This is a genomic window from Streptomyces sp. NPDC006372, from assembly GCF_040612515.1.
GTDB lineage: Bacteria > Actinomycetota > Actinomycetes > Streptomycetales > Streptomycetaceae > Streptomyces.
Map to the genome: position 1 here is coordinate 975,963 of NZ_JBEXQJ010000001.1, position 25,099 is coordinate 1,001,061.

The 25,099-nt window shown below is 70.1% G+C and carries 25 protein-coding genes, 1 pseudogene and 1 riboswitch; of the genes and pseudogenes, 8 read left to right on the forward strand and 18 right to left on the reverse strand.

Annotated elements, in window-relative coordinates:
• Positions 1–8 precede the first annotated feature (8 nt).
• Positions 9–386, reverse strand: a complete 378-nt coding sequence (locus ABZ016_RS04335; RefSeq protein WP_356915000.1) for a MerR family transcriptional regulator — start codon at positions 384–386, stop codon at positions 9–11.
• A gap of 54 nt (positions 387–440) precedes the next feature.
• On the opposite strand from ABZ016_RS04335, the gene ABZ016_RS04340 reads away from it, so the two are divergent.
• On the forward strand, positions 441–1,295 hold the full coding sequence (locus ABZ016_RS04340) for an alpha/beta hydrolase (RefSeq protein ID WP_356915001.1): 855 nt from the start codon (positions 441–443) through the stop codon (positions 1,293–1,295).
• A gap of 87 nt (positions 1,296–1,382) precedes the next feature.
• Here ABZ016_RS04340 and ABZ016_RS04345 read toward each other — a convergent pair whose 3' ends face one another.
• A complete protein-coding gene (locus ABZ016_RS04345; RefSeq protein ID WP_356915002.1) occupies positions 1,383–2,354 on the reverse strand; it encodes an SDR family NAD(P)-dependent oxidoreductase in 972 nt (323 codons plus the stop codon).
• A gap of 69 nt (positions 2,355–2,423) precedes the next feature.
• Between ABZ016_RS04345 and ABZ016_RS04350 the strand changes: the two genes are divergently transcribed.
• Positions 2,424–2,846: a MerR family transcriptional regulator gene (locus tag ABZ016_RS04350; protein ID WP_356915003.1), complete on the forward strand. Its 423-nt coding sequence runs from the start codon at positions 2,424–2,426 to the stop codon at positions 2,844–2,846.
• Positions 2,847–2,907: 61 nt separating this feature from the next.
• Here ABZ016_RS04350 and ABZ016_RS04355 read toward each other — a convergent pair whose 3' ends face one another.
• From ABZ016_RS04355 to ABZ016_RS04365, 3 genes are all read right to left on the reverse strand, one after another.
• Entirely contained in the window at positions 2,908–3,711 is an 804-nt protein-coding gene (locus ABZ016_RS04355) for an alpha/beta hydrolase (protein ID WP_356915004.1), read from the reverse strand.
• A 100-nt stretch (positions 3,712–3,811) separates the two neighbouring features.
• Complete coding sequence (locus ABZ016_RS04360; protein WP_356915005.1) at positions 3,812–4,282, reverse strand: DUF2267 domain-containing protein; 471 nt, start codon at positions 4,280–4,282, stop codon at positions 3,812–3,814.
• An 89-nt stretch (positions 4,283–4,371) separates the two neighbouring features.
• Positions 4,372–4,797, reverse strand: coding sequence for an Hsp20/alpha crystallin family protein (locus tag ABZ016_RS04365; protein ID WP_356915007.1), 426 nt, complete (start codon positions 4,795–4,797; stop codon positions 4,372–4,374).
• A gap of 202 nt (positions 4,798–4,999) precedes the next feature.
• Between ABZ016_RS04365 and ABZ016_RS04370 the strand changes: the two genes are divergently transcribed.
• The 3 genes from ABZ016_RS04370 (at position 5,000) to ABZ016_RS04380 (ending at position 8,695) form a co-directional block, all read left to right on the forward strand.
• Positions 5,000–5,302 carry a hypothetical protein gene (locus ABZ016_RS04370; RefSeq protein WP_356915008.1) on the forward strand — a complete coding sequence of 101 codons (303 nt, stop codon included), beginning with the start codon at positions 5,000–5,002 and terminating at the stop codon, positions 5,300–5,302.
• Positions 5,303–5,600: 298 nt separating this feature from the next.
• Positions 5,601–7,004 carry an alginate lyase family protein gene (locus ABZ016_RS04375; protein ID WP_356915055.1) on the forward strand — a complete coding sequence of 468 codons (1,404 nt, stop codon included), beginning with the start codon at positions 5,601–5,603 and terminating at the stop codon, positions 7,002–7,004.
• Positions 7,005–7,096: 92 nt separating this feature from the next.
• Entirely contained in the window at positions 7,097–8,695 is a 1,599-nt protein-coding gene (locus ABZ016_RS04380; RefSeq protein WP_356915009.1) for an alpha/beta hydrolase, read from the forward strand.
• 111 nt (positions 8,696–8,806) lie between these two features.
• Here ABZ016_RS04380 and ABZ016_RS04385 read toward each other — a convergent pair whose 3' ends face one another.
• Both ABZ016_RS04385 and ABZ016_RS04390 read right to left on the reverse strand, forming a co-directional pair.
• Positions 8,807–10,351 carry an MFS transporter gene (locus ABZ016_RS04385; protein WP_356915010.1) on the reverse strand — a complete coding sequence of 515 codons (1,545 nt, stop codon included), beginning with the start codon at positions 10,349–10,351 and terminating at the stop codon, positions 8,807–8,809.
• A gap of 65 nt (positions 10,352–10,416) precedes the next feature.
• Positions 10,417–11,760 carry a DUF445 domain-containing protein gene (locus ABZ016_RS04390; RefSeq protein WP_356915011.1) on the reverse strand — a complete coding sequence of 448 codons (1,344 nt, stop codon included), beginning with the start codon at positions 11,758–11,760 and terminating at the stop codon, positions 10,417–10,419.
• Positions 11,761–11,955: 195 nt separating this feature from the next.
• Between ABZ016_RS04390 and ABZ016_RS04395 the strand changes: the two genes are divergently transcribed.
• Positions 11,956–13,344, forward strand: coding sequence for an SGNH/GDSL hydrolase family protein (locus tag ABZ016_RS04395; RefSeq protein WP_356915012.1), 1,389 nt, complete (start codon positions 11,956–11,958; stop codon positions 13,342–13,344).
• A gap of 176 nt (positions 13,345–13,520) precedes the next feature.
• Here ABZ016_RS04395 and ABZ016_RS04400 read toward each other — a convergent pair.
• The 5 genes and pseudogenes from ABZ016_RS04400 to ABZ016_RS04420 all read right to left on the reverse strand — a co-directional run.
• Positions 13,521–14,195: pseudogene (locus ABZ016_RS04400) on the reverse strand (DUF1707 domain-containing protein); the annotation flags it as partial.
• 33 nt (positions 14,196–14,228) lie between these two features.
• Entirely contained in the window at positions 14,229–15,242 is a 1,014-nt protein-coding gene (locus ABZ016_RS04405; RefSeq protein WP_356915013.1) for an ATP-binding cassette domain-containing protein, read from the reverse strand.
• Positions 15,243–15,247: 5 nt separating this feature from the next.
• Positions 15,248–16,069: an ABC transporter permease gene (locus ABZ016_RS04410; RefSeq protein WP_356915014.1), complete on the reverse strand. Its 822-nt coding sequence runs from the start codon at positions 16,067–16,069 to the stop codon at positions 15,248–15,250.
• Positions 16,062–16,862: an ABC-2 family transporter protein gene (locus ABZ016_RS04415; RefSeq protein WP_356915056.1), complete on the reverse strand. Its 801-nt coding sequence runs from the start codon at positions 16,860–16,862 to the stop codon at positions 16,062–16,064. The genes ABZ016_RS04410 and ABZ016_RS04415 overlap by 8 nt, the downstream gene beginning before the upstream one ends.
• A 159-nt stretch (positions 16,863–17,021) precedes the next feature.
• Complete coding sequence (locus ABZ016_RS04420) at positions 17,022–17,444, reverse strand: hypothetical protein (protein WP_356915015.1); 423 nt, start codon at positions 17,442–17,444, stop codon at positions 17,022–17,024.
• Between the two features lie 848 nt (positions 17,445–18,292).
• Between ABZ016_RS04420 and ABZ016_RS04425 the strand changes: the two genes are divergently transcribed.
• Positions 18,293–20,545: a transglycosylase domain-containing protein gene (locus ABZ016_RS04425; protein WP_356915057.1), complete on the forward strand. Its 2,253-nt coding sequence runs from the start codon at positions 18,293–18,295 to the stop codon at positions 20,543–20,545.
• Positions 20,546–20,558: 13 nt separating this feature from the next.
• On the opposite strand, the gene ABZ016_RS04430 is transcribed toward ABZ016_RS04425, so the two are convergent.
• The 3 genes from ABZ016_RS04430 to ABZ016_RS04440 form a co-directional block, all read right to left on the reverse strand.
• Complete coding sequence (locus ABZ016_RS04430; RefSeq protein ID WP_356915016.1) at positions 20,559–20,879, reverse strand: multidrug efflux SMR transporter; 321 nt, start codon at positions 20,877–20,879, stop codon at positions 20,559–20,561.
• Positions 20,880–20,912: 33 nt separating this feature from the next.
• A riboswitch (guanidine-III (ykkC-III) riboswitch) is annotated at positions 20,913–20,983 on the reverse strand.
• A gap of 81 nt (positions 20,984–21,064) precedes the next feature.
• The gene (locus ABZ016_RS04435) at positions 21,065–21,421 is read right to left on the reverse strand and encodes a co-chaperone GroES (RefSeq protein WP_356915017.1); all 357 of its coding nucleotides are present in this window, start codon (positions 21,419–21,421) and stop codon (positions 21,065–21,067) included.
• 44 nt (positions 21,422–21,465) lie between these two features.
• Positions 21,466–21,795 carry a DUF3618 domain-containing protein gene (locus tag ABZ016_RS04440; protein ID WP_003990538.1) on the reverse strand — a complete coding sequence of 110 codons (330 nt, stop codon included), beginning with the start codon at positions 21,793–21,795 and terminating at the stop codon, positions 21,466–21,468.
• A 95-nt stretch (positions 21,796–21,890) separates the two neighbouring features.
• Here ABZ016_RS04440 and bcp point away from each other — a divergent pair, with 95 nt between their 5' ends.
• Entirely contained in the window at positions 21,891–22,358 is a 468-nt protein-coding gene (gene bcp, locus ABZ016_RS04445) for a thioredoxin-dependent thiol peroxidase (protein WP_104779697.1), read from the forward strand.
• Positions 22,359–22,430: 72 nt separating this feature from the next.
• On the opposite strand, the gene ABZ016_RS04450 is transcribed toward bcp, so the two are convergent.
• From ABZ016_RS04450 to ABZ016_RS04460, 3 genes are read right to left on the reverse strand one after another with little or no spacing between them, the layout of a single operon-like run.
• Positions 22,431–23,162, reverse strand: a complete 732-nt coding sequence (locus ABZ016_RS04450) for an ATP-binding cassette domain-containing protein (RefSeq protein WP_356915018.1) — start codon at positions 23,160–23,162, stop codon at positions 22,431–22,433.
• On the reverse strand, positions 23,159–23,782 hold the full coding sequence (locus ABZ016_RS04455; protein ID WP_356915019.1) for a hypothetical protein: 624 nt from the start codon (positions 23,780–23,782) through the stop codon (positions 23,159–23,161). The genes ABZ016_RS04450 and ABZ016_RS04455 overlap by 4 nt, the downstream gene beginning before the upstream one ends.
• Positions 23,755–25,038 (reverse strand): hypothetical protein, encoded by a 1,284-nt coding sequence (locus ABZ016_RS04460; RefSeq protein WP_356915021.1) that lies wholly within the window; start codon positions 25,036–25,038, stop codon positions 23,755–23,757. Before ABZ016_RS04460 ends, ABZ016_RS04455 begins: the two co-directional genes overlap by 28 nt.
• Between the last annotated feature and the right edge of the window lie 61 nt (positions 25,039–25,099).

A 25,099-nucleotide genomic window follows, 5' to 3' on the forward strand; every position in this document is an offset into this window, starting at 1 on the left:
AACCGATGTCACTGCAGAGGGACGCTCGCGGCGTATCCAGTGCACGCATCGCACCTGGTCAGCAGATCGTGCTCGCAGTTGATCACGTGCACGAGGAATCGTTCGGCGTCCTCGAGTTGTGCTCGTTGCGTCCGGATCCGGTGGAGCTGCCGCTCGATCACTCCCGTTCTCTCGGGTTCACGGCGGTGCAGGACCTGCCGGATGTCCGACAGACTCATGCCGACTCCCTGGCATGCCCGCAGGACCCGCAAGCGGTGGAGGTGCTCCTCGCTGTATTCGCGCTGGCCTGACGGTGTGCGGTCGGGCACGACGACACCCTCGTCGTCCCAGTGCCTGAGCACATGCACCGCTACTCCAAGACGGTGAGCGGCCTCTCCGATCTTCATGGGGCCATTGTCCCTTCTTGACCTCAGGTCGACCTGAGGTTCTAGCTTCATCGCATGAGCACGAGGGAATCGCGACTGCCGGACCCTGTCCACATCACCGTAGATGGGACGAGGGTCGCCACATACGTACTGGCTCCCGAGCGGCGGGCTCCGCTGGGGGATGTGGTGCTCTGCCACGGCACGCCCTGGTCGTCACAGGTATGGGCGGATGCGGCACGGCATCTGAGCAGCAAATATCGAGTGTTCTTGTGGGACATGCCCGGGTACGGACGATCGCCGAAGGATCCGGAGGTGCCGGTCGATCTTGCCTCCCAGATGTCTCGGTTCTCGCAGCTGCTCGCGTGCTGGGGCTTGGACAGGCCACACGTCGTCGGGCATGACATCGGAGGGGCGGTGGCGCTCGGGGCTCACCTCTTTCACGAGCGTGAGTACGCGAGTCTGTTCCTCTGGGACGTCATGACACTCGATCCGTGGGGATCGCCGTTCTTCCGTCTGGTCGCCGACCATGTAGACGTCTTCTCGGAAATGCCGGCCCCGCTTCACACGGCGTTGGTCAAGGAGTACATCGCCGGTGCGGCGCGTCATCAGTTGACCGCCGATTGGGTGGACGTGTTGAGTCAGCCGTGGTTGGGGGCTCTGGGCCAGCCTGCGTTTTGCCGTCAGATCGCTGCGCTCCGGACCGAACACACTCGCCCGATCGTGGAACGCCTCCAGCAGGTGAGCTGCCCGGTGACGATCGGCTGGGGTGAGCAGGACCCCTGGATTCCTGTCGGCCAGGCGGCTCAGTTGCGAGACCTGCTCCCCGGGGACCCACCCGTGATCACGCTGAGCGACGTCGGGCACCTTGCCCCTGTGGAAACGCCGTTGCGTGTCTCGCACGCGCTCGGCGACTGGCTCGCGTCCGCGTGATCTGCCACGCGCGCCGACAATGGTTCGGTCGTCTGACAGCTCGTGCCGAGGCGCCGCGGCTGTCGATCCGGGGGGGCGTAGCCGTCTTCAGCGTGCGATCGGGGTGGCGCCTGTCGCCGCGACCGACAGCTCCCACAGCCGTGCGGCTGCGTCGGGATCGATGGCGTACGCGCGGACACCTCCGTCGTCCATGGGCTCGTCGGGGGCCGAGACGCGTGCGATGTCGCAGTCCTCGAGGTAGAGGCCGCCCCTGTTGTCGAGGAGGGTGGACGTGGCTGCCCACAGGCCGGTGGCGGCGCCTTGGGAGGGGGTCTTGAAGTCGGTGCCGATCACCGTGCCGTGCTCGTCCACCCAGCCGCGGTCGATCTGCTCCTGGAGGGTCATCTCGCGTTGGAGGCCCGTGATGATCTTGCCTGGGTGGAGGGTGAAGGATCGCACTCCGTCGGTGTGGCCCAGGGTGTCGAGATGGACCGCGAAGAGGGCGTTGGCGGTTTTGGACTGGCCGTAGGCGAGCCACTTGTCGTAGCCGGTTCGGAAGTGCGGGTCGTGCCGGCGGATGTCGGTGAGGGTGTGTCCGGCGGAGCTGTTGACGATGACGCGGGCGCCGTCGGCGGCGGCGAGGAGTGGGTAGAGCTCGCAGGTGAGGATGAAGTGCCCCAGGTGGTTGGTGGCGAACTGGCCTTCCCAGCCGGGGCCGACGCGTCGTTCGGGGGTGGCCATGACGCCGGCGATGGCCATGAGGAGGTCGAGGCTGTGGACGGAGTCGCGGATGCGCGCCGCCGCGGCGCGCACGCTGTCGAGGTCTGCCAGGTCCATGGGGAGCACGTCACAGTCGGCCACGCCTCTGAGAGCTGCGCGGGCGGTGTCGGGTCGGCGGGCGGGGACGATGACCCGTGCTCCGGCGGCGGCCAGGGCGCGGGTGGTTTCCAGGCCGAGTCCGGAGTAGCCCCCGGTCACGAGGGCGGTCGTGCCGGACAGGTCGAGGCCGGCCGTGACGTCCTCGGCGGTGCTGGCGGCGGAGAAGGGTGAGCCGAGCGGCTGTTGGTGGGTGGTGGTCATGGCGGTGACGGTATGAAGTAGAGCGAGGTCTAGATCAAGTCCTGGGTGGCAGGTTCTAGGCTGTGGGGCATGGCGACTACCGAGCCCCGTGCGCAGGCACTGAGCATCGGCGAGGTGGCCCGGCGGACCGGGCTCAGCGTGCATGCTCTGCGTTTCTACGAGCGTGAGGGTCTGCTGGTCGGCCCCGTCCAGCGCACGGCGGGCGGCCGACGGCGATACACCACGGTCGATGTCGACTGGCTGCTGATCTGCGTCAAGTTGCGCGAGTCCGGGATGCCGCTCGCGGAGCTGAAGCGGTTCGCCGAGCTGGTACGGCGCGGGCCGGGGAACGAGGCCGAGCGGCTCCAGCTCCTCGACGCCCATCAGCAGCGCGTCGAGGCGCAGATTCGGGCGTTGGAGGAGTGTCGCTCCGTGATCGCCTGGAAGACGAGCGTGTATGCCGAGCACCTGGCCCGGGGGGAGGCCGGTGGCCTCTGGGATCCGACGGCCTAGCCTGGCCTGCCGGACGGGTTCGGGAACGTCGTCGGGCGAATGGTTGTTCGCGGCGTGTCGATCACGGGCGCGTGATGAACGCGCGGACCGCTTCGTGGAGGCGGGCCGGCTGGTCCAGGTGGACGTCGTGGGCCGCGTCGGGGATGCGGGTGTGGTGGGTGTGCGGGCGGTGGGTGAGCATGGTGGCGGGCTCGTCGGGGCGCATGGTGCCGTGTTCGCCCTGGACGAGGAGGGTGGGGCAGGTGATGCGGGACCACTCCTCCCAGTAGGCCGTGGTGGCCAGTTCGGCGACTGTGTCGATGATCGTGGTGCGGTCCCCTGCCGGGTGCCAGCCGTCGTCTCGCCGGTCCAGCGTCCTCGTCCACGCCTCGTGGCCCAGGAAGGCCTCCGCCTCCGCCAGGGACGTGAAGGGGGTCGGCCAGCTGTCCAGCCACGTCGCGATCTGTGCGGGGAGGTCCGGGTTGGGGCCCGCCGGGCCCGCTTCGACGAGGATCAGGGACTTCACCAGGCGGGGGTGGGACGCGGCCAGCAGCATGGCCGTGTGGCCGCCCAGGGACTGGCCGAGCAGAGTGACGGGGGCCAGATCCAGTTCCTCGATCAGGGTTATGGCGTCCTGGACGTGGGCCTCGCGGGTCGTGGTCGCGGGGGTGCGGGTGCTGGCACCGTGACCTCGGGCGTCGTACGTCACCACGCGGTGGCCGTCCGCCGACAGCTGCGCGGCGAGGGTGTCCCACTCGCCCTGGTGGCCTGCCAGGCCGTGCAGGAGGAGGAACGTGGTCGTGGGCCGGGTGGTGGGGCGGTGGTCCGTGTGGGCGAGGCGGGTGCCGTCGGGGGTGGTGAGGGTGCCGGATGTCGTGCGGGGCAAGTGTCTCCATTCGGCGGTGACTTGGCTGGGTGCGTGACGGCCACCGCCCGGTCGTCGCGGGGGTGGCCGTACGTGGGGGTGGCCGTCGTAGGGGGGGAGCCTACGGTGTCGGTGTCAGGTCCGCTCGGCCGAACAGGAGGGCGTAGCCGGCGGGGAGTTGGGCGAGGATGCGGGTCACCAGGGCGTCGCCGATCAGGGGCGGGAGGACGCTGAGGACCGAGCTGACGTCCCAGCGGGCCGTGGCGGGGGTGGCCCCGGCTGTGCGGGAGGCGACCTTGTCGACGAACTCCGCGGCGGTGAGCGGGTGTGTGGCCGGGATCTGGGAGGCGATCAGCCGGGCGGCCTCCTCGGGGAGGGCGCGGGCGAGGTCGACCCGTTCGTCGCCGATGACGTGGGCGCCGAGGGCCGACAGGACGGTGCGGGTGGTCTGTTCCGCCTCCTGCCGGGTGGCGTACTGGCCGGATCGCTGAACCGCCGTGATCAGTCGGGTCCAGTCGGGGTCGTGATCGTCGTGGTGGTCGCTCGGGGCGTGGTGCCTCGTCGTCACACTGGGCACTGTCGTCGTGCTCATGTGCGGGGTTTTCCTCCGGGTGCCGTGTCGGGGCGCGCCACCGGCGGGGTCGGCGCCGGCGGCGCGCCATCGTCCTCGTGGGAATGCGGTCAGCGGTTGAGCTGCTTGCGTGTGTCGCCGCCGCTGATCTGGATGCGGCGCGGCTTGGCCTGCTCGGCCACCGGGATGCGCAGGGTCAGGACGCCGGCCTCGTACGAGGCGTCGATGCGCTCGGTGTCCAGGGTGTCGCCGAGGAAGAGCTGGCGGGTGAAGGTGCCCGTCGGCCGTTCGGCGACCAGGGGCTCCGCGCCCTCGGGGGCCGGGGACGTGCGCTCGGCTCGTACGTTCAGGACGTTGCGTTCGACGTCCAGCTCGATCGTCTCGGGGTCGATGCCGGGGAGGTCGAAGTGGACGAAGAAGTCGTCCCCGGAGCGGTAGGCGTCCATCGCCATCGCCGACGGGCGAGTGGTGGCGGGGCCGAAGACCTGCTGGGTGAGTCGGTCGAGCTCACGGAAGGGGTCCGTGCGCATGAGCATCACTGTTCACTCCTCTCTTCAGGCGGTGCCTGTGCGATGCCCTACGGTCTACGTCTTCTTATATAGCTCGGAGGAGGAAAGTTGACAAGCCCAGGCTCAGGTTCGGGGAAATGTGTCCTGTGCCCTGCCGCGTGTGCCCCGCGCCGCGGGAGTTAGCCTCAAGATCTCGAACAGGTGCCGGAAGCAGCAGCAGGAGGCAGACATGGCCAGGGTTCCCAGCGCGGTGCTCGCCGCGAGTGGTCTCGTGGGTGGATACGGCGTGGCCCGCTGGACCAGGCAGCGGCCGCTCGGCGGGGTCGTGCTCGCCGTCGCCGGGGTGGCGGCCGCGCGGCAGTGGCGGGAGCAGGCCGGAGGGGTGGCCGCGGGGGCGTTGTCGGCGGCGTATGTCGGCGCCTTCGCGGGGTCTCATCCGCTGGCCAAGAGGGTGGGTGCGTGGCCTGCCGTGTTCGGGGTGGCGGGGGCCGTGGGGCTGGCGTCCTGGGTCGTGGCCGACCGGCGCGGCTGATCCGGTCAGTAGCGGGTGCAGCAAAGAACCCGGCCCTGTATCCCAGGGCCGGGTTCTTGTGTGTGGAGCGCCGGGCAGGCCTTGCACCTGCATTTCCCCGCAGGAAGCGGGGCGTCTTTCCTTGGACCACCAACGCACTGTCCGCCGACCGGAGTTCCGGCGACTGGACGCAGATCAACTATAGCGCAGTTTTTGTTATCGGCTTCACCGTCCGGCCGTCTCCTCACCGTCCCCCGCAGGTACGCGACTTACGACGCTGAGGTACGACGACGTGACACGACAGATCAGCCGCCGGAGCATGTTGAAGGCATCGGGCATCGGGGTCGGCGCGACCATGTTCGCCGCCCAGGCCGTCCCGGCCACCGCCGCCGCCCCCTTCGCTCACCCCGGGCTGCTGCACACCCGCGCCGCCCTGGGCCGGATGGCCGCCAAGGTGAAGGCGGGGGCGGAGCCGTACACGGCCGGGTTCGCCAAGCTCACCGCGAACCGGCACGCGCAGAGCGGCTGGCGGGCCAACCCGCAGGCCGTCGTGTACCGGGGGTCGGGTACGCCCGAGAACTACCGGACCCTCTACAACGACATCCACGCGGCCTACCAGAACGCCCTGCGGTACCACGTCAGCGGGGACGAGGCCCATGCCGACACCGCCGTCGCGATCCTCAACGCCTGGTCGGGGAGGCTGACCCGGCTGGAGGGCAGTGCGGACCGGTTCCTCGCGGCCGGGCTGTACGGCTACCAGTTCGCCAACGCCGCCGAACTCGTGCGGGAGCACCCGGGCTTCGCGCTCGGGCGGGCGCAGGAGCTGATGCGGAACGTCTTCCATCCGCTCAGCGACGACTTCCTGACCCGCCACAACAACGCCGTCGTCACCAACTACTGGCCGAACTGGGATCTGACGGCCATGGCCTGTGTGCTGGCGACCGGGATCTTCTGCGACGAGCGGGCCGTCGTCGAGCGGGCCGTGGAGTACTTCAAGCACGGGGACGGGATGGGGTCGGTTCGGCATGCCGTTCCCGTGGTGCATGAGGACGGGCTAGGCGAGTGGGTCGAGGCCGGGCGGGACCAGGGGCACGCTCTGCTCGGCGTCGGGCTGATGGGCACGGTGTGCGAGATGGCGTGGAACCAGGGGATCGATCTGTACGGGTACGACGACAGCCGGTTCCTCAAGGGCGCGCAGTACGTGGCCAAGTGGTGCCTGGGCGGGGATGTGCCGTACACCGCCAACACGCGGAAGAAGGGGGCGATCGGGGGATGGTCCGGGAGTGAGACCGCGTCCGATGTGGCGGTGGCCGATCCGGCCATGACCCGGCCCATCTGGGCGATGATCGCGAATCACTACACCAGACGGCGGGGGCTGTCGGCCACCTATGTCACGCGTGCGGCGGCCAAGGCGGCTCCCGAGGGCGGGGGCGGGGACTACGGGCCCAACAGCGGAGGGTTCGACCAACTGGGATTCGGGACTCTGGCGTTCACTCGTGGGCGGGCCGCGGACGTGTCGGCGGCGCCGGGTCCGGCCGCGTCCGACGGCGCCGGGGGTGGTGTGCGGCCGCAGTCCGCGGCCAGTGCCTCCGCTGTCCCCGGTGCGGGCCGTGACCTCGCCGCCACGGGGGCGGAGGACGTCGTCGGGTGGGCCACGGCGGCGGGGGTCACGGCCGTCGCGGGGGGACTGTTGTTGCTGCGACGGCGTGGCCGGACGCAGTAGCTCCAGGGTGACGGCCATGTCCCTTGTGTCACGGGGGAGTTGGGGTAAGGCTGTGGTTCGTCTGTGAACTTCTGTTCTACGGAGGAACATCTGTGCCGTTCAACACCCCACCGCATCCGCGGGTGAAGAGACGCGGGCGACTGGCCGTGGGAGCTCTGGTCACCGCGCTGTTCGGTCAGCTGCTGGCCGGGACCGCGGTCGCCGCGCCCTCGCCGCAGGCCCCGGCCGCCTTATCCGGGCGAATAGCCTGGGCGCCCTGTGAGTCGCCTTCCGGCGAGGGCACCTTCGAGTGCGCCACCCTCAAGGTGCCCGTGGACTGGAAGCGGCCGAAGGGCGCGACCTTCGATCTGGCCCTCGCCCGCCACAAGGCCACCGACCCGGCCCGCAGGATCGGTTCGCTGCTCGTCAACCCCGGTGGCCCGGGGGGCTCCGGGGTGGACTTCACGTTCACCGCGCCGGACAGCTTCTCCGCCGACCTGCTGGAGCGGTTCGACATCGTGGGCTTCGACCCGCGCGGTGTCGGCCGCAGCAACCCGGTGAAGTGCGACATGGACCGGGTGCTCGCCCAGGACGCGTTGCTCTACCCGGACAGCTCCTCCTCCTTCGCCGCCCTCCGCGCGGCCAACCGCGCGGTCGGCGAGAGCTGCCGTGACCTGACCGGTCCGCTCGCCGACCACATGGACACCACGAGCGTCGTCCGTGACATGGAGGCGATCCGCGCCGGGCTCGGCGAGCGGCGGATCAGCTACTACGGCGTGTCCTACGGCACCGCGATCGGCCAGCAGTACGCCGAGCGCTACCCGCACCGCATCCGCGCGATGACGCTCGACTCGAACATGGACCACAGCCTGGACGCGTGGGGCTTCCAGAAGACCGAGGCCGTGGGGGTGGAGGGGTCGTACGGCCAGTTCGCCGACTGGTGCGCCCGTACTCCGTCGTGTGCGCTCCACGGCCGGGACGCCCGCGCCCTGTTCGACTCGCTCTACAAGCGGGCGGAGGCCGGTGAGCTGGTCGTCCCGGGCGACCCGCCCCAGACGGTCCGTCCCCGGGATCTCCAGGCCTTCGCCCAGCAGGGCATGTACGACCCGGCCGGCTGGTTCGGGTTCGCCGAGACGCTCGCCGAGCTGGACTCCGCCGGACCCGCGGCGGCACGGGCGTTCGGGAAGTACGGGGAGCCGACGGAATTCCCGTTCTACTCGGTGATGTGCCAGGACTACGACTTCGAGGTCCCCTCGTACGGCACACTCGCCCGGTTCCAGCGGGCGCTCGGCCGGCTCGCCCCCGTGACCCGGCTCAGTTCTCTCGGCTGGACCGTCCAGAACGGCTGTCAGGACTGGCCGGGCAAGGTGAACAACCCGCCGCGCCGGCTCGACGTCGACGGCACCCCGCCGATCCTGATGACCAACAGCCGGTTCGATCCGGCCACTCCGTACTCCTGGGGCGCCAACGCGGCCCGTCAGATGGGGCGCGAGGCCGTGTTCCTCACGTACGACGGTGTCGGCCACGGTGACTACTGGCTGAGTCCGTGCGCGCGGGACGCCATCGACACCTACCTCGTGACCCTGAAGACCCCGCGCAAGGGCACCCACTGCCCCGCGGTGTGGCCGACCGGGCCCTCCGCGCGGAAGTCGTCCTCCGGCGGCCTCGTCAACCCGCTGCCCGAGCTGCTGGGCACCGGGACCTTCGGGTGACCGGGACCGGGTGACCGGGTGAGAAGGCGGCCCGGTCCGAGGCGGGCGTGAGTGGGGGGCGTGGTGCGTTCCGGTCGTCCGGAGCCATGCCCCTTCCACGAGGTGGGTCGGTCAGGCCGTCGCCGGGCTGGATCCCTGCGAACCCGAGTCCGAGCCCTGGTCCTGCGACCCGCCGCCCTGACGCGCCCCCGGCTTCCCCTTGCTCGCCGCCGCCGTGAGGGGCTTGGCGATGTCCTCCAGGGAGCGGCGTTCCGCGCGGACCGCGAGGAGCGCCGCCGCCAGTCCGGCCAGGCACATCAGGGCCGCGCCGATCTGGAAGGCGAGGACCGTGTCGCCGACCTTGCCGGTGCCGGTGAGGTCGGCGAAGAGCAGGGGGCCGCTGATGCCGCCGGCGGCGGTGCCGATGGCGTAGAAGAAGGCGATCGACATCGCGCGGGTCTCCATCGGGAAGACCTCGGAGACCGTCAGGTAGGCACTGGACGCGCCGGCCGAGGCGAAGAACAGCACCGCGCACCAGCAGGCCGTCATCGTGGTCGCGCTCAGGGTGCCCTGGTCGAAGAGCCAGGCCGTCCCGAAGAGGAGCAGGCCGGACAGGAGGTAGGTGCCGGAGATCATGATGCGGCGGCCCACCGTGTCGAAGAGCTTGCCCAGCAGGAGCGGGCCGCAGAAGTTGCCGATCGCGATGACGGCGAAGTAGTAGCCGGTGTTGCCGCTCGGGACGTCGAAGAACGTCGTCAGGATGGCGCCGAAGCCGAAGGTGATGGCGTTGTAGAGGAAGGCCTGGCCGATGAAGAGGGAGAAGCCGAGGATCGCGCGGCGGCGGTAGTCGGAGAAGACCGTGCGGCCGATCTCCAGGAAGGAGACGCTGCGCCGCTGGTGGATGGTGATCTCGCCCTCCGGGCGCGGCAGCGGGTCGGGCCTCTCCTCGTCGATCTTGCGTTCGATGGCGGAGACGATGCGTTCCGCCTCGTCGTCGCGGCCGTGGATCAGCAGCCAGCGGGGGCTCTCCGGGACGTGCCGGCGGACCAGGAGGATCACCAGGGCCAGGACCGCGCCGAGGGCGAAGGTCAGGCGCCAGCCCACGTCCGCCGCGAAGATGTCGGTGTCCAGGGCGACGATCGAGAGGAGGGAGCCGAAGACCGCGCCCAGCCAGAAGCTGCCGTTGATCATCAGGTCGACGCGGCCGCGGTACTCCTTGGGGATCAGCTCGTCGATCGCGGAGTTGATGGCCGCGTACTCACCGCCGATGCCGAAACCGGTGAGGAAGCGGAAGAGGAGGAACCACCAGGTGTCGAAGGAGATCGCGGTGAGGGCCGTGGCCCCGAGGTAGACCGCCAGGGTGATCATGAAGAGCTTCTTGCGGCCCCACTTGTCGGTGAGGCGGCCCCAGAACAGGGCGCCCAAGCAGGCTCCGGCCACGTACAGGGCGGCCGCGAGTCCGGTGACCTCGCCGGAGGTGATGGGAAGGCCGCTGCCGGGCTCCGAGAGGCGGCTGGCGATGTTGCCCACGACGGTGACCTCGAGGCCGTCGAGGATCCACACGGTGCCGAGGCCGATGACGATCGTCCAGTGCCAGCGCGACCACGGCAGGCGGTCGAGCCGGGCGGGGAGGTCGGTGGTGATGGTGCGGCCGGTCCCGGCCTCTGCGGTGGTCATGGGCTCCCTCCTCGTCGAGCGGAACCCGAGCCGAGTGCCCTGAGCGGTTTCTCTTACGCCTTGCGTCACGCCCCGAGGGCGTGCGACACCGTGTAGATCAACAGGCCGGCCAGGGAGCCCACCACTGTGCCGTTGATCCGAATGAACTGCAGGTCACGGCCGATGTTCGCCTCGATCTTCCGGGTGGTGTGCTCTGCGTCCCAGCTCGCGACCGTGTCCGTGATCAGGGAGGTGATCTCCTTGCGGTAGGTGGTGACGACGTACACCGCCGCGCCCTCCACCCATCCGTCGACCTTGTCCTGCACCTTGCGCTCGCCCGCCATCCGGGAGCCCAGGGACAGCAGCGACGCCCGTACCCGCAGCCGCAGCTCGCTGCGCTCGTCCTCCGCCGCCGCGACGATCATGGATCGTACGGCCGTCCAGGCGCTGGCGATGAGGTCCTGGACCTCGCCGCGGCCGAGCACCTCGCCCTTGAGCCGCTCGACGCGGGCGCGGGTGTCGGTGTCGGACTGGAGGTCGGAGGCGAAGTCGGTGAGGAAGCGGTCGAGGGCGCCGCGCGCGGGGTGGGCGGGCATGTCACGCATCTCGGTGGCGAAGCGCAGCAGCTCCTTGTAGACGCGCTCGCCGACCTTCTTGTCGACGAACTTCGGCGTCCAGCCGGGGGCGCCGCCCTCCACGGCGTCCATCACCTCCTCGCGGTGCAGCACCAGCCAGTCGTGCGCACGGCTGACGACGAGGTCGACGACCCGTTTGTGGCCGCCGTCGGCGACGACCTTCTCCAGCATCTTGCCGATGCCGGGCCCGATCTCCTGGGCGTTCGCGCGGCGGGTGATCGCCTCGCCGACCACGGCCTTGACGTCGGAGTCGCGCAGGACCGTCAGGGCGCCGCGCAGGGCGGTGGACAGCTCCGCGGTGACCCGGTCGGCGTGCTCCGGGACCGCGAGCCAGGCGCCGAGGCGGCTGCCGATGCCGACGGCGCGCAGCCGCTGCCGTACGACCTCCTCGGAGAGGAAGTTCTCGCCGACGAACTCGCCGAGGGAGACGCCGAGCTGGTCCTTCTTGGTGGGGATGATCGCGGTGTGCGGGATGGGGATGCCGAGGGGGTGGCGGAAGAGGGCCGTGACGGCGAACCAGTCGGCCAGCGCGCCGACCATGCCCGCCTCGGAGGCGGCGGCCACATAGCCCGCCCAGGGGCCGGCGCCGGAGTTCTGGGCCCACTTGGCCAGCATGTAGACCACGGCCACGAAGATCAGCAGCCCGGTGGCGGTGAGCTTCATACGGCGTACGCCGCGCTGCTTCTCCTCGTCCGCCGGGCTGAAGGTCGTCATCGCACGGTTCACGGTCGCGCCGGTTCGGGCATGCTGCCCTCCGACGACGCCGCCCTTTTCTTCCACTTTCATCCGTTCCATCCGCTCCACCCGCTTGGTGATCCCGCACACATTGTCCCTTCCTGACCGACTCCTGGAACGGAACAGGAGTTCCCGGCGTCTGTCGGGAGGGGGTATTGCGACGGGGTCCCTGTGCGCCTCCCCCGGCCCATGCCGCATCATGGGCACATCAGATCGGAGCCTTGGGCTCCCATCGCCTGAGGAGAACTGAAGAGCATGACCCGAGGACGTGCCTGGGGTGTCGGGCCCGCTGCGGAGCAGCAAGAGCCCACCGCCCCGAACAAGCACCGCGCCCTCTTGGCCCTGGTCGTCGCAGCGATCATGGCCTTTTCCACCGCCATATACGTCGGGGTGGCGTCCGACGACGGCACGCAGGGCCAAAACGCCCTCACCGACAGCCGTCTCCCGAACAACTCCGCCGCTCCCGCCTCCACCGGCAACTGGGTCGGCACCTGGTCCACCTCCCCGGCCGCGGCCGAGCCGGGCACCGAGACCACCGGCATGGCGGACCGTTCGGTGCGCAACGTCGTCCACACCAGCGTCGGCGGTACGAGTGCCCGCGTGACGCTGTCCAATCTCTACGGCCAGTCGCCGCTGAGCATCACGCGCGCCTCGATCGCCGTGGCCGCCGCGACCGGTACGGCCGCGGCACTCCCGGACACCCTGCGGCAGCTGACCTTCAACGGCGGCCCCGCGGTCGTCATCCCGCCCGGCCGGCAGGTGATGAGCGACGCGGTGCGCGTGGTCATCCCGCACGACGCGGACGTCCTGATCACGACATACACGCCGACCGGCTCCGGGCCGGTGACGTACCACCCGCACGCCCGGCAGATCTCCTACGTCGCCCAGGGCGACCAGACGGCCGACGCGACGGGCACGCCGTACACCGAGCAGACCAAGTACTGGCGCTACCTGACCGCGCTGGACGTGCTGAGCAACGAGTCCGAGGGGACGGTCGTCGTCCTCGGCGACTCGATCACCGACGGGATCACCTCCACCATGGGCGCCAACGGCCGGTGGACCGACGTTCTGTACGACAGGCTACGCGCGGAGATCGCGGCCGGGCGGGACCTGCCTCGCTACAGCGTGGTCAATGAGGGCATCAGCGGGAACCGGGTCCTCACCGACGGGCTGGGCCGGCCGGCGGACAACCCCAGCGGGCTGAACCGCTTCGGACGGGACGTCCTGGAGCGGACGAACGTCAAGGTCGTCGTCATCGACCTCGGGGTCAACGACATCCTGCGCAACCCCCGGCTCGCCGACCCGAACGCGATTCTCGCGGGGCTGCGGACGATGGTCGGGCAGGCGCATGCGCGGGGGCTGAAGGTCGTGGGGGCGACGCTGATGCCGTTCTACGGGCACCGGGGGTACACCGAGGCCCGGGAGGGTGTGCGGCAGGCCGTCAACGCGGAGATTCGTGCGGGGCGGGTGTTCGACGCGGTGGCGGACTTCGACAAGGCGCTCCGGGATCCGTACGACCCGCGGCGGCTGACGGCCGAGTACGACTCCGGGGATCATCTGCATCCCAGTGATGCGGGGTATGCGCGGATGGCGCAGGCCTTCGACCTGGAGAGTCTGAAGGGGTCGGCTCCGGCGGAGCTGTAACTCCGCCTGCTGTTGCGTACTGGCGTTGGTGCCGGGCGCGGGGGTGGGTGCGCAGCCCGGCGCTGCGGAGTGCCGCCGCGCCCACCCTCCCCCAAGCTCTCGGCTTCGCTCGAGCAGGGGGGACCCCCATCGCCCCAGCGGCACGACTGCCCGCGGCTAGGCCGGCACCGGTCTCAGTCCAGCTTCTTCCGGCGGCGCTCCTCCTTGAGCCGGAGCTTCTCCGCGCGGGTCAGTTTGCGCTGGACTCCGACTCCGCCCCAGAAGGCGAAGCCGGTGATGACGACGCGTGGGGCGCCCGGGTCGCCGGGTACGCCCTCCTCCTGGTGGTCGAAGCCGCCCATGATGCCGATGCCGCGTACGACGACCTCCACACCGGGCGGGACGATGACGTCCACGCCGCCCATGATCGCGATCGCGTTGATCTCGACCTCGCGGTCCGCGAAGTTCGCCTCGCGCAGATCGATCTCCCCGCCGCCCCAGAAGGCGAAGCAGGTGAACTTCCGGGGCATCGTCCAGCGGCCCTTGCGCTGGAACCCGGACATCACGGCGACGGCCCAGGTCGAGGAGCCCTCCCCGCCGACGATCCGCGCGGGCCAGCCCGCTCCCCCGGCGCCCGTCGTGGCCGGGTCCTTGGTCAGTGACACGGAGGGCGCCGTGACGCCCGCGGCCGGCAGGTCCCGGGTGATCGGCGCCAGTTCCCCGTACGTCCGTGCCTGGTACGTCGCGTCCAGCCGCTCCTCGAACTCCGCCATGTCGAGACGGCCCTCCGCGAGGGCGTCCCGCAGGATCTCGGCGACCCGTTCGCGATCGGCGTCGGAGGCGCGGAGATCCGGGACTGCGTCGTCGGTCATGGACAGCAGCCTACGAGTTACCGGTGCGGGGCACTATGCGGTCGCACGCTCCGCGTACATCTTCGCGATCACCGCCTCGATGTCCGGCTCCCGCACCGACAGGTCCACCAGCGGGTACTCCGCCGCGATCCGCGCCACCAGCGGCGCCGCCGACTCCGACGACGGGAACGCCAGCCACTGGCGGGGCCCGTCCACCCGGACCACCCGTGCCGGCGCCGGTGCGTCGATGGGCGGCAGTTCCCGCTCCAGGTCGACCACGAGGGTCCGCTCGCTGTCGCCCGCCTCGTGCAGCCCCGTGAGCGGGCCGTCGTACATCAGGCGGCCGTGGTCGATGACCATCACCCGCTTGCACAACTGCTCGATGTCCTGAAGGTCGTGGGTGGTCAGCAGCACCGTCGTACCGCGCTCGGCGTTCAGCTCCCGCAGGAACTCCCGCACCCTCGACTTGGAGACGACGTCGAGGCCGATGGTCGGCTCGTCGAGGTACAGCACCTCCGGGTCGTGCAGCAGCGCCGCCACGATGTCCCCGCGCATCCGCTGGCCGAGGCTGAGTTGCCGTACCGGGACGTCCAGCAGGTCGCTCAGCTCGAGGAGTTCGACGAGGCGGTCGAGGTTCTCGCGGTAACGGGCGTCCGGGATGCGGTACATGCGGTGCATCAGCCGGTAGGAGTCGATCAGGGGCAGGTCCCACCACAGGGTCGTGCGCTGCCCGAACACCACGCCGATGCGGTGCGCGAGGCGGGTCCGTTCGCGGGAGGGGTCGATGCCGGCGACCCGCAGCCGGCCCGCGCTCGGCGTGAGAATGCCGGTCAGCATCTTGATCGTGGTCGACTTGCCGGCGCCGTTCGGGCCGATGTAGCCGACCATCTCGCCGCGCTCCACGCGGAAGGAGATCGAGTCGACGGCCCGCACCTGCCGCCGCTCCCGCTTCATGAAGCCGGTCTTCTTACGGACGTCGAAGACCTTCTCCACGCCGTCCAGTTCGATGAATCCGCCGTCCATCCCGGCCTCCCCGGTCATCCCGGCTTCCCCGGTAACCCTGGTCATCCCGGTCAACTCCCTGTACTCCGGTAGGAACGAAGAGCCACCCGCCACGCCGCCCCGGCCAGGGCGCAGCAGGCCACCGCCACGAGCGGCGACGCGAACGCCGCCCAGGGCGGCAGACCGATCGGGTACGGCCGCCCCAGCACGTGGGCGGCGGGCACCCAGTTGACGAAGGCGAGCGGCACCATGAAGGTCACGCCACGCACCAGGTCCTTCCCGAACACGGCCGGCGGATACTGCAGCAGCGTGGTCCCGCCGTACGTGAACGCGTTCTGCACCTCGGCGGCGTCCTGCGCGAAGATCTGGAAGGCCGCACCCGCCACGAACACCGCCGAGAAGATCGCCGCGCCGCTGACCACCATCACCGGCACCAGCAGCACCTTCGGCACGGTCCAGTCGACGTCCACCGAGACCAGCGCCCAGCCCAGCACCACCGCGCCCTGCGTGATCCGGCCCAGGCGGCGCAGCGCGAAGCGGTCGGCGCCGACCTGGGCGAGCACCGGCACCGGGCGCACCAGCAGCGTGTCGAACGAGCCGTCCCGCATCCGTGAGCCCAGGACGTCCATCGAGCCGAGCACCAGGTCGGCGATCCCGAACGACGTCACCGACAGCCCGTACAGGAAGGCGACTTCGGGCAGCGACCAGCCGCCGAGCGAGTCGACCTGCGAGAACATCAGCAGGATTCCCACGAAGTCCAGGCCGGTCACCGTCAGGTTGCCGAACACCGTGACGACGAAGGAGGCGCGGTAGGTCATGCTGGACCGCACCCACATCCCGGCGATCAGCCGGTAGGCCCGCAGCCCCTCCAGCAGGACACTGCGCTCAGCCACCCTGCACCACCACCCGACGCGTCGCGGCCGACTGCAGCAGCCGTCCCGCCGCCAGCAGCGCCACCGCCCAGGCCGCCTGGAAGACGAACGCCCGCAGCGGGTCCGTCTCCCCCATCAGCACATCCGCGGGCATCTGGATCTGCGCCGCCCACGGCAGCACCCGCACCACCTCCCCGAAGACCCCCGGGAAGGCGTTCAGCGGCAGCACCATGCCCGAGAAGAAGATCCCCGTGACCATCAGGACCTGGTTGACGCCCATGCTGTCCAACAGCCAGAACACGCTCAGGGCCGCCAGGTAGCGGAGGGCGAAACTGACGACCGTCGCCAGCAGGAGCGTGACGACGAAGGCCGCCCAGGGGGCGAGTGACGTCGGCAACGCCATGGGGAAGAAGAGCGCGCCGAACACGAACGGGACCACGCCCCGCCCCAGCATCTGGAACAGCGCACGCCCCACGTCGCCCGCCAGCCACCAGAGTTGCAGATCGGCCGGCCGGTACAGGTCGACCGCGATCTCACCCGTGCGGATGCGCTGCATCAGGTCCTTCTCGGCACCGCCGCCCTGGATGGCGAGGGTCGCGTAGAGGCACTGCCCCAGCCACACGTAGGTCACGGCCTGCGCCTGGTCGTACCCCCCGAGATGCGGTTTCTCGTCCCACAGCGCCAGATACGTGTAGACGAGGATGACGCCGAAGACCGTGTTGGTGAACACCCCGGCCACCGTGGCCGCCCGATACGTCGCGTACCGCCGGAAACCGCCCGCCGCTACGGCCGCGTACAACCGTCCCGAGCCCACATCCACAGCCCTCCTCGCCGCCCGGCACCGAAGCGCAGGAGCCTAGTGCGACGAGGATCACGCGTGCCAGGGATTTTCCCGTTCCGGACACGCGCCGTGGGGCACGGACGCCGTTGGGGCGCCCGGGCCGTGCCCGGAGCGCCCCAACGAGGAGTTCGATCACGCGTCGGTCTGCGCCCAGCTGCTGCACTTGTCCCACATGATCCCGGCGGTGGGAGAGCCGCTCCAGTCACCGATGCACGCCTTGATGTTGACCGGCGTGCCCTCCTTGATGTCCAGGTTGAGCGTGCGGGTGGTGTCCACGCCGTCACGGTTCCAGTAGTAGTAGGTGTTGCCCTCGCCGCCGATCGAGATGATCCCGATGGTCGAGTGGCCGTCCTTGGCGAGGTCGGTGATGGTGAAGACCTCGCCGTAGGTCTGAATGTGGGCCTTGCCGCCGTACTCCTCCTTGGGCGTGACGTTCCAGTCGGCACCGGCCCAGACGGTACGATCCGTTCCGTCCGCGTGGGCCGAGGCGCCCGTGGTCAGGGCGAGCAGAGTGGCGGCGGTGCCGGCCAGGGCGGAGCGTACGAGCAGTCGCATCTTCGGCGGGTCCCCCTTCGGGCGAATCTCGCGGTGGCAAGATCGCAATTCGAACAGACGTGCAGGATAACGCAGTTCACCCTGCACTCGCCCGTCGCCCCGCCCGCACGCTGCCCGCCTCGTCGCACGGCTCAGGACACGGCCCTCGGTCAGGGAACTGATCGCCGGATGGGACAGTCTTCATCACAGGGGCACAAGAGCGAGCAGAGACGTACGGAACGACGTACGACGCGAAACAGGAGTCCGTGCACGACATGAGTGACGAGCCTCAGCCGCAGCAGCCGAAACCGGGCCGCGCACCGAGAGAGCCGCAGACGGACGGCAACCCGGGCACGCCACGGGCCAAGGCGAGCGACGACCCGGGCACGCCACCGGACCGGGGCGGCCAGGCCGACACCGACCCGGGCACGGTACAGATGCGGGCCGTCAGCGACCCGGGCAAGGCCAGGAAGCAGCCGGAGTCTCAGGCTCAGCCGAAGTCGCAGTCGCAGTCGCAGTCGCAGTCGCAGGCAGACACCGACCCGGGCACGGTGCAGATGCGGGCGGTCAAGGGCACCGCACGGCCGCAGGGCGCCGGCAGCCCGGACCGGGAACAGGCGCAGGGGCAGGGGCAGGCGGACACCGACCCCGGCACCGTACGGATGCGGGCGGTCAAGGGCACGGCACGGACACCGGCAGCCGGCGCACCGGGCGCGGCACAGGCATCGGCACCGTCACCGGCACCGGCGGACAGCGACCCGGGCACGGCGCAGCTGCCGACCGTCAGCGACCAGGGCGGGCCGCAGGCGGCCTCCCCGGCCGGGAAACGCAAGCGGACCGGCTGGCGCCGGGTGATCCCCACCTGGCGCATGACGCTCGGCGCCGCCATCGTCACCGTCCTGCTCCTGGCCGGCGGCCTCTTCCTCGGCTACTCACTCGTCCAGATCCCCCCGGCCAACGCGCTCGCCACCAAGCAGGCCAACGTCTACCTGTACGCGGACGGCTCCGTGATCGCCCGCGACGGCGAGGTCAACCGGGAGAACGTCACCCTCGCGCAGATCTCCAAGGACGCCCAGCACGCCATCCTCGCCGCCGAGGACCGCGACTTCTACACCGAGTCCGCCGTCGACCCCAAGGCCATGCTCCGCGCCGCCTGGAACACCGCCCTCGGCAAGGGCAAGCAGTCCGGCTCCACGATCACGCAGCAGTACGTGAAGAACTACTACCTGCGCCAGGAGCAGACCGTCACGCGCAAGGCCAAGGAGTTCTTCATCGCGATCAAGCTGGACCGCGAGGTGAGCAAGGACCACATCCTCGAGGGCTACCTCAACACCAGCTACTTCGGCCGCAACGCCTACGGCATCCAGGCCGCCGCCCAGGCCTACTACGGCATGGACGCCAAGGATCTCGACCCCGCCCGCGCCGCCTACCTCTCCGCGCTCGTCAACGCCCCCAGCCAGTACGACGTCGTCGCCCACCCGGAGAACCGCAAGGCCGCCGAGTCCCGCTGGAACTACGTCCTCGACGGCATGGTCAAGAAGGGCTGGCTCAGCCAGTCCGAGCGGGCCGGCATGAAGTTCCCCGTGCCGAAGGAGTCCACCCTCTCCACCGGCATGTCCGGACAGCGCGGCTACATCGTCCGCACCGTCAAGGACTACCTCACCCAGAACAAGATCATCGACGAGGACAAGCTCGACGCCGGCGGCTACCGCATCACCACCACCCTGCAGAAGCCCAGGCAGGACGCCTTCGTGAAGGCCGTCGACGACAAGCTGATGGACGAGCTGGACAAGAAGAACAACAAGGTCGACACCTACGTCCGCGCAGGCGGCGCCTCCGTCGACCCCAAGACCGGCAAGGTCGTCGCGATGTACAACGGCGTCGACTACGTCAAGCAGTACACCCCGAACGCCACCCGCCGGGACTTCCAGGTCGGCTCCACCTTCAAGCCGTTCGTGTTCACCGCGGCCGTCGAGAACGGCTCACAGACCCAGGACGGCCGCCAGATCACCCCGAACACGATCTACGACGGCACCAACGAGCGCACGGTCCAGGGCTGGGACGGCGACCCCTACGCCCCCGAGAACGAGGACCAGCACTCCTACGGCGACATCACCGTCACCGAGGCCACCGACAGCTCCGTCAACTCGGTGTACGCGCAGATGGCCGCCGACGTCGGCCCGCAGAAGGTCAAGCAGACCGCGATCGACCTCGGCATCCCCGAGGCCACCCCCGACCTCGCCGACGGCCCCGCCATCGCGCTCGGCACCGCCACCGCCAGCGTCCTCGACATGGCGCAGGCGTACGCCACCCTCGCCAACCACGGCAAACACGGCACGTACACGATGGTCGAGAAGGTCACCAAGGCCGGCACGCCGATCGAACTGCCCGAGCGACGCACCCGGCAGGCCGTGAGCCGCGAGGCCGCCGACACCACCACCGCGATGCTGCAGAGCGTCGTCCAGAACGGCACGGCCTCCTCCGCACAGGCCCTCGGCCGCCCCGTCGCCGGCAAGACCGGCACCGCCGAGGAGGACACCGCGGCCTGGTTCGCCGGCTACACCCCCGAACTCGCCACCGTCGTCTCCGTCATGGGCCAGGACCCGGTCACCGCCGCCCACAAGTCGCTGTACGGCGCGATGGGCCTGCCGCGCATCAACGGTGGCGGGGCGCCCACGGAGATCTGGACCCAGTTCACGCAGGACGCCCTGAAGGGCAAGCCGGTCACCGACTTCGACCTGGAACTCCAGCCGGGTTCCGACGTCTCCGAGGCCCCGGACACCCAGCCCCCGGCCGACCCCGCCACGGGCACGCCCGACGAGGGCGGCACGCCCACCGGCCAGGAGACCGACACCGAGACACCCGCCCAGACGCCCAGCACACCCGCCGGGCAGACCCAGGGCCAGACCGACGGCGGCACCACCGACGGCAGCACCGGAGGCGAGTCCCCGAGCGGCGGCGGCACCGCGGACGGCGGCACGACGGACGGCGGCACCACCACCGAGGGCGGCACGGCCGACGGCGGCACGACGGAGGGCGGCGACGCCTCCGACGGCGGCGCCACGGGCGGCCCGACCGGCCCCGGCTGGGGCTTCGCACCGCAGGGCGCACGCCGCGAGTGACCCGGCGACCCGCTCAGTGACCGCTGGTCGCCTTCAGCCCCACCACGGCGACCAGCAGCAGGCACACGAAGAAGATCCGGGCGGCGGTGGCCGGCTCCCCCAGCACCGCCATACCGACCACCGCCGCCCCGGCCGCACCGATCCCCACCCACACCCCGTAGGCGGTACCGATGGGCAGGGTCTTGGCGGCCTGGGACAGCAGCAGCATGCTGGCGACGATGCCGGCGCCGGTGAGCACACTGGGGAGCGGGCGCGTGAAGCCGTCGGTGTACTTCATACCGATCGACCACCCGACCTCGAGCAGACCGGCGACGACGAGCAGAACCCAGGCCATGACGGCACCTCCGGGAAACGGGCTGACGGTGTAGGTGCGTCGTCTTTGCCTTCGTCCCGGTACGGCGCGTCTCGTCGGGTCCTTCCAAGCTAGCAAAGGCAACGACGAAGGGGCCGGTGACGATGGTCACCGGCCCCTTCCGCTGCTTGCTGGAACTACAGGTACCGGAACTACAAGTACCGGAACTACAGGTACAGGCCCGTCGAGTCCTCCGAGCCCTCGAACCGGTCCGCGGCCACGGCGTGCAGATCACGCTCGCGCATCAGCACGTACCCGACACCGCGCACCTCGACCTCGGCACGGTCCTCCGGATCGAACAGGACCCGGTCGCCCGGCTCCACGGTCCGGACGTTCTGCCCCACCGCGACGACCTCGGCCCAAGCCAGCCGCCGGCCGACCGCGGCCGTAGCGGGGATCAGGATGCCGCCACCAGAACGCCGCTCGCCCTCGCTGGTGTCCTGCCGCACGAGGACGCGGTCGTGCAGCATCCGGATGGGCAGCTTGTCCGGGTGGGTGCTGTTCTCGTTTCTCTTGGCGCTCACGCCCTGAAACCTACCTGTCTTCCCGGCGAACGTACGCAGTCGGGTCAGCCCTTGCGCCGCCGCGTGCTGAAGGCGAGCAGCCCGACCACTCCGACGACCACGAGGGCGACGGGCACGACCCGCTCCAGCCGGGGCGCCCCGTCCTCGTCGACGAACCGGGCCCGCACATCGGTGACGGCCCGGTTGACCTCCACGTAGGCCCGCCCGAGGGTGTGATCAATGTTGGACGCGACCTTGGCCTTGGCGTCCCCGACGATCGTCTTCGGGTGCACCCGCACCCCGATCTCGTCGAGGGTCTCGGCCAGGGTCTCGCGGCGGCGCCTGATGTCCGCCTCGATCTGCGCCGGGGTTCTGGTGTCCGCCGTGTCCGCCACCGTGTCGCCTCCGAAGTCGGTATGAAGCCTGTGCTGGACAGTCTGTCAGCTCCACGGCCCACAGCACTGTCCCGACCCCCGGTTAGGCTGGTCCGATGAGCGAGCGACTCCAGCCGGGGGACGTGGCCCCCGCCTTCACCCTGCCCGACGCCGACGGCACCGAGGTGTCCCTGTCGGACCACAAGGGCCGCAAGGTCATCGTGTACTTCTACCCGGCCGCCCTCACTCCAGGCTGCACCAAGCAGGCCTGCGACTTCACGGACAACCTGGAGCTGCTGGCGGGCGCGGGCTACGACGTGATCGGCATCTCCCCCGACAAGCCGGAGAAGCTGGCCAAGTTCCGCGAGAAGGAGTCCCTCAAGGTCACGCTGCTGGCCGACCCGGACAAGCAGGTCCTGGAGTCGTACGGCGCCTTCGGCGAGAAGAAGCTGTACGGCAAGACGGTCGTCGGCGTCATCCGCTCCACCATCGTGGTGGACGAGGAGGGCAAGGTCGAACGCGCCCTGTACAACGTCAAGGCCACGGGCCATGTCGCCAAGATCATCAAGGACCTGGGGGTCTGATCCGGTCGAGCCGGGCGCGGAACGACCGACGCGGGCCGAGATGATCTCGGCCCGCGTCGGAGACCGAGCGGGTCAGGCCGACTCGAGCAGGGTCGTGTAAGCCCCTTCGGCAGCCCGGCCCTGCGCCGTACCCGGCGGAGTGTGGGCGAGGAACTCACTGGTCGAACCGCTCTGCACGAGACGTCCGCCCACCAGGACGGACACGTGATCGGCCTCTTCGGCGAGGTCGGTCACGTCGTGCGTGGACAGCAGGATGCGAACCTCGCCCTTGACCGAGGCGAGGAGATCGCGGAAAATCCGTCGCTGACGTGGGTCCATGCCGGCCGTCGGTTCGTCCAGGAGGAGCACCCGTGCGTCGTGGACCAGCGCGCAGGCGACACCCACGCGCCTCAGCTGGCCGCCGGAGAGCCGACCGGTGCGGGTGTCGGCGTGCTCCGTCATCTCGACGCGGGCCAGCGCTCGCGGAGCGTTGGCCCAGGCATCGCCCTTGCTCATCCCCTTCAGCCAGCCGACATAAGCGACGTACTCGCGTGCCGTGAGCGAGGGCAGGGGTGTGATGTTCTGCGGCATCCAGGCCACCGTCCGCCGGTAGTCCTTGCTCTTCGCGTCGAGTCCGTCCCACGTCACGGTTCCCCGCTGGGGCGTGGTGACGGCAGCGGCCAGCTGCAGCATCGTGGACTTTCCGGCCCCGTTCGGTCCGAGCAGGATGGTCAGTCCGTCCGGAAGCCGGTAGGTGAAGTCCTTCAGCACGGCAGCCCGCCGTCGGCCGTAGGCGAAGGTGCAGGAATCGAGAACAAGCGTCATGCGGCTCTCCGTGCGAAGCGGTTCGGTGGAAGGAGGTGGGCACCGACGCCGACGGTGAGCATCAAGAGGGCTCCCGTGGAGGCGTACCAGGTGTCAGGCGGTTCGAGAAGTACGGTCCACGGGTAGGCGTCGCCGGGCGCTCTCATGCCGAAGAGCACACCGAGCAGCGGCCACAGTGCGGGAACGAGGATCGCGGATCTCCCGAAGAGAGCTCCGCACAGCAGGGTGAGGCCGGCGAGGAAGGCCGTGTTGCGGCCCAGTGTCTCGGCCGACGCGGCCCCGGTGATCATGGCGATCACTTCACCCGCGGCACTTGCGAGTGCCACCACGCCGAGCGCGAGCAGGACGTCGAAGAGCCTGACGGGTCGGATTCCGGTGGTCTCGGCGGCGTCCAGCCGGGTGTGCAGACAGTCGAAGAGGACCGAGGTCAGCACGAGCGGGACGAGTGTGGCGGCCTGCACGAGCTCGGAGCCGCTGGACCAGATGGAGGGCAAGAAGAGGGGGGTGTCCTGAACCGTCGCCGCCAGAAGCGCGAACATCAGGAAACCCAGGGGCAGCCGGGTGTGGGCGCGGCGGGCACGCAGCCACCACATCACGTTGTCGTCCCGGCTTCCTGGCACGCCTCCGCCACCGTCTCCTCGTACCAGTCCATTTGCTGGGCCTCGCTCAACCGCAGGACCTTCGCCACCCCGTCCTGGATACGGCTGCGTTCCTGAGGGGTGAAATCGGGTTCGGAACTGAGCCGTCTCAAGTAGGTGTCCGTCTGCCCGACTTTGGAGGACACCCAGTAGTACACGAGGCGGGCGGGGCCGGTGGCCGGAGGAGCGCATTCGAAACGCACCACTTCGCGGGCGACCTGGTAGCGGACGGTGCCCGTCGCCTCGCCGACCCCGAGTGGGACGGTCCAGTCGTCCTTCGTGGACGGCTCGGGATACCGGAGGTTGAGAGAGGTGTCCTTGATGGAGGTGGGCTCGGCGGGGAGACCGGCTCGACGCAGGGATTCCAGCGTCGCCTCCGTTTCCTCGGTGAGAGCGGAGATGTGCTCGGCGCGCGCCTCGGGCAGGCAGATGCGGGGGGACTGTCCGGCACAGGCGATCGCTCCGTGCCCGGTGCTCCGTGGGCCTATGTAGCTCCAGTCGCTGACCAAGGAGAACGATCCGAACGCGCAGGCGACGACGAGTGCTCCCGCGACGGCTCCGCGCAGCCGGCGGGAGACAGGTGCCCAGAGCAGAGCCATGGCGACGGCGGAGCCGACGGCGAGCAGGAGGGGAGCCGCGAGGGCGGCGGCGGTGGGCAGTTCACCGAACATCATCTTTCCGGCGAAGAGGCCGGTGAGGTGCCGGGGCCACGGTGTCTCCAGTCCCGTGGACCAGCCGACGGCCAGGAAGTCGGTGACCGCGATGATCGGCACTACGGCGATGTGCCGAACGGTGGCTCCGACGGCGAATCCGACGATGCCGTGGGCGACGCAGAGCACCAGTGCGAAGGCCAGCAGCGTGAGGCCGGGCAGGTCGGGCGCGACCTGCTCTTGGACGAGGGCGCACAGCGTGGGGAGGATGAGGAGCGACCAGGCCAGGGCGACCACGGGCGACAGGTGCTGGGCGGCGATGGTGTAGCGGGATCGCACCGCCCCCAGCCTCCAGATTCCTGAGGCACCCAGCTTCCGCGCCTCCCAGGCGGCGAGGCCCGAGGCGACCGCGAAGGCCACGGGCAGCAGGTTGCGCAGCACCGCGTCGACCACGGTGGCGGAGTAGCCCAGCGGATCGATACGGAGGTCGTCACCGAGATCGGTGGCGTAGTAGGCGAACACGAGAAGCAGGGCGACCGGCGCGACCCGCAGCGCGCTGCTGGACCTGATGAGTGTGAGGGGTTTCACTTCTTGGCTTCCTGGAGCGGTCCGAAAAGGGGGCGTGGTGCCTCGCCGCCGGCGAGGCACC

What these genes read in the sequence shown, in the direction of transcription:
- ABZ016_RS04425 (WP_356915057.1), top strand. Translation starts at nt 18,293, where the DNA reads ATGACGCTCGGCGCCGCCATCGTCACCGTCCTGCTCCTGGCCGGCGGC.
- ABZ016_RS04420 (WP_356915015.1), bottom strand. Translation starts at nt 17,444, where the DNA reads ATGCGACTGCTCGTACGCTCCGCCCTGGCCGGCACCGCCGCCACTCTG.
- ABZ016_RS04360 (WP_356915005.1), bottom strand. Translation starts at nt 4,282, where the DNA reads ATGAGCACGACGACAGTGCCCAGTGTGACGACGAGGCACCACGCCCCG.
- ABZ016_RS04390 (WP_356915011.1), bottom strand. Translation starts at nt 11,760, where the DNA reads ATGGAACGGATGAAAGTGGAAGAAAAGGGCGGCGTCGTCGGAGGGCAG.
- ABZ016_RS04405 (WP_356915013.1), bottom strand. Translation starts at nt 15,242, where the DNA reads ATGACCAGGGTTACCGGGGAAGCCGGGATGACCGGGGAGGCCGGGATG.
- bcp (WP_104779697.1), top strand. Translation starts at nt 21,891, where the DNA reads ATGAGCGAGCGACTCCAGCCGGGGGACGTGGCCCCCGCCTTCACCCTG.
- ABZ016_RS04370 (WP_356915008.1), top strand. Translation starts at nt 5,000, where the DNA reads ATGGCCAGGGTTCCCAGCGCGGTGCTCGCCGCGAGTGGTCTCGTGGGT.
- ABZ016_RS04365 (WP_356915007.1), bottom strand. Translation starts at nt 4,797, where the DNA reads ATGCTCATGCGCACGGACCCCTTCCGTGAGCTCGACCGACTCACCCAG.
- ABZ016_RS04430 (WP_356915016.1), bottom strand. Translation starts at nt 20,879, where the DNA reads ATGGCCTGGGTTCTGCTCGTCGTCGCCGGTCTGCTCGAGGTCGGGTGG.
- ABZ016_RS04350 (WP_356915003.1), top strand. Translation starts at nt 2,424, where the DNA reads ATGGCGACTACCGAGCCCCGTGCGCAGGCACTGAGCATCGGCGAGGTG.
- ABZ016_RS04345 (WP_356915002.1), bottom strand. Translation starts at nt 2,354, where the DNA reads ATGACCACCACCCACCAACAGCCGCTCGGCTCACCCTTCTCCGCCGCC.
- ABZ016_RS04395 (WP_356915012.1), top strand. Translation starts at nt 11,956, where the DNA reads ATGACCCGAGGACGTGCCTGGGGTGTCGGGCCCGCTGCGGAGCAGCAA.
- ABZ016_RS04375 (WP_356915055.1), top strand. Translation starts at nt 5,601, where the DNA reads ATGTTGAAGGCATCGGGCATCGGGGTCGGCGCGACCATGTTCGCCGCC.
- ABZ016_RS04335 (WP_356915000.1), bottom strand. Translation starts at nt 386, where the DNA reads ATGAAGATCGGAGAGGCCGCTCACCGTCTTGGAGTAGCGGTGCATGTG.
- ABZ016_RS04450 (WP_356915018.1), bottom strand. Translation starts at nt 23,162, where the DNA reads ATGACGCTTGTTCTCGATTCCTGCACCTTCGCCTACGGCCGACGGCGG.
- ABZ016_RS04385 (WP_356915010.1), bottom strand. Translation starts at nt 10,351, where the DNA reads ATGACCACCGCAGAGGCCGGGACCGGCCGCACCATCACCACCGACCTC.
- ABZ016_RS04340 (WP_356915001.1), top strand. Translation starts at nt 441, where the DNA reads ATGAGCACGAGGGAATCGCGACTGCCGGACCCTGTCCACATCACCGTA.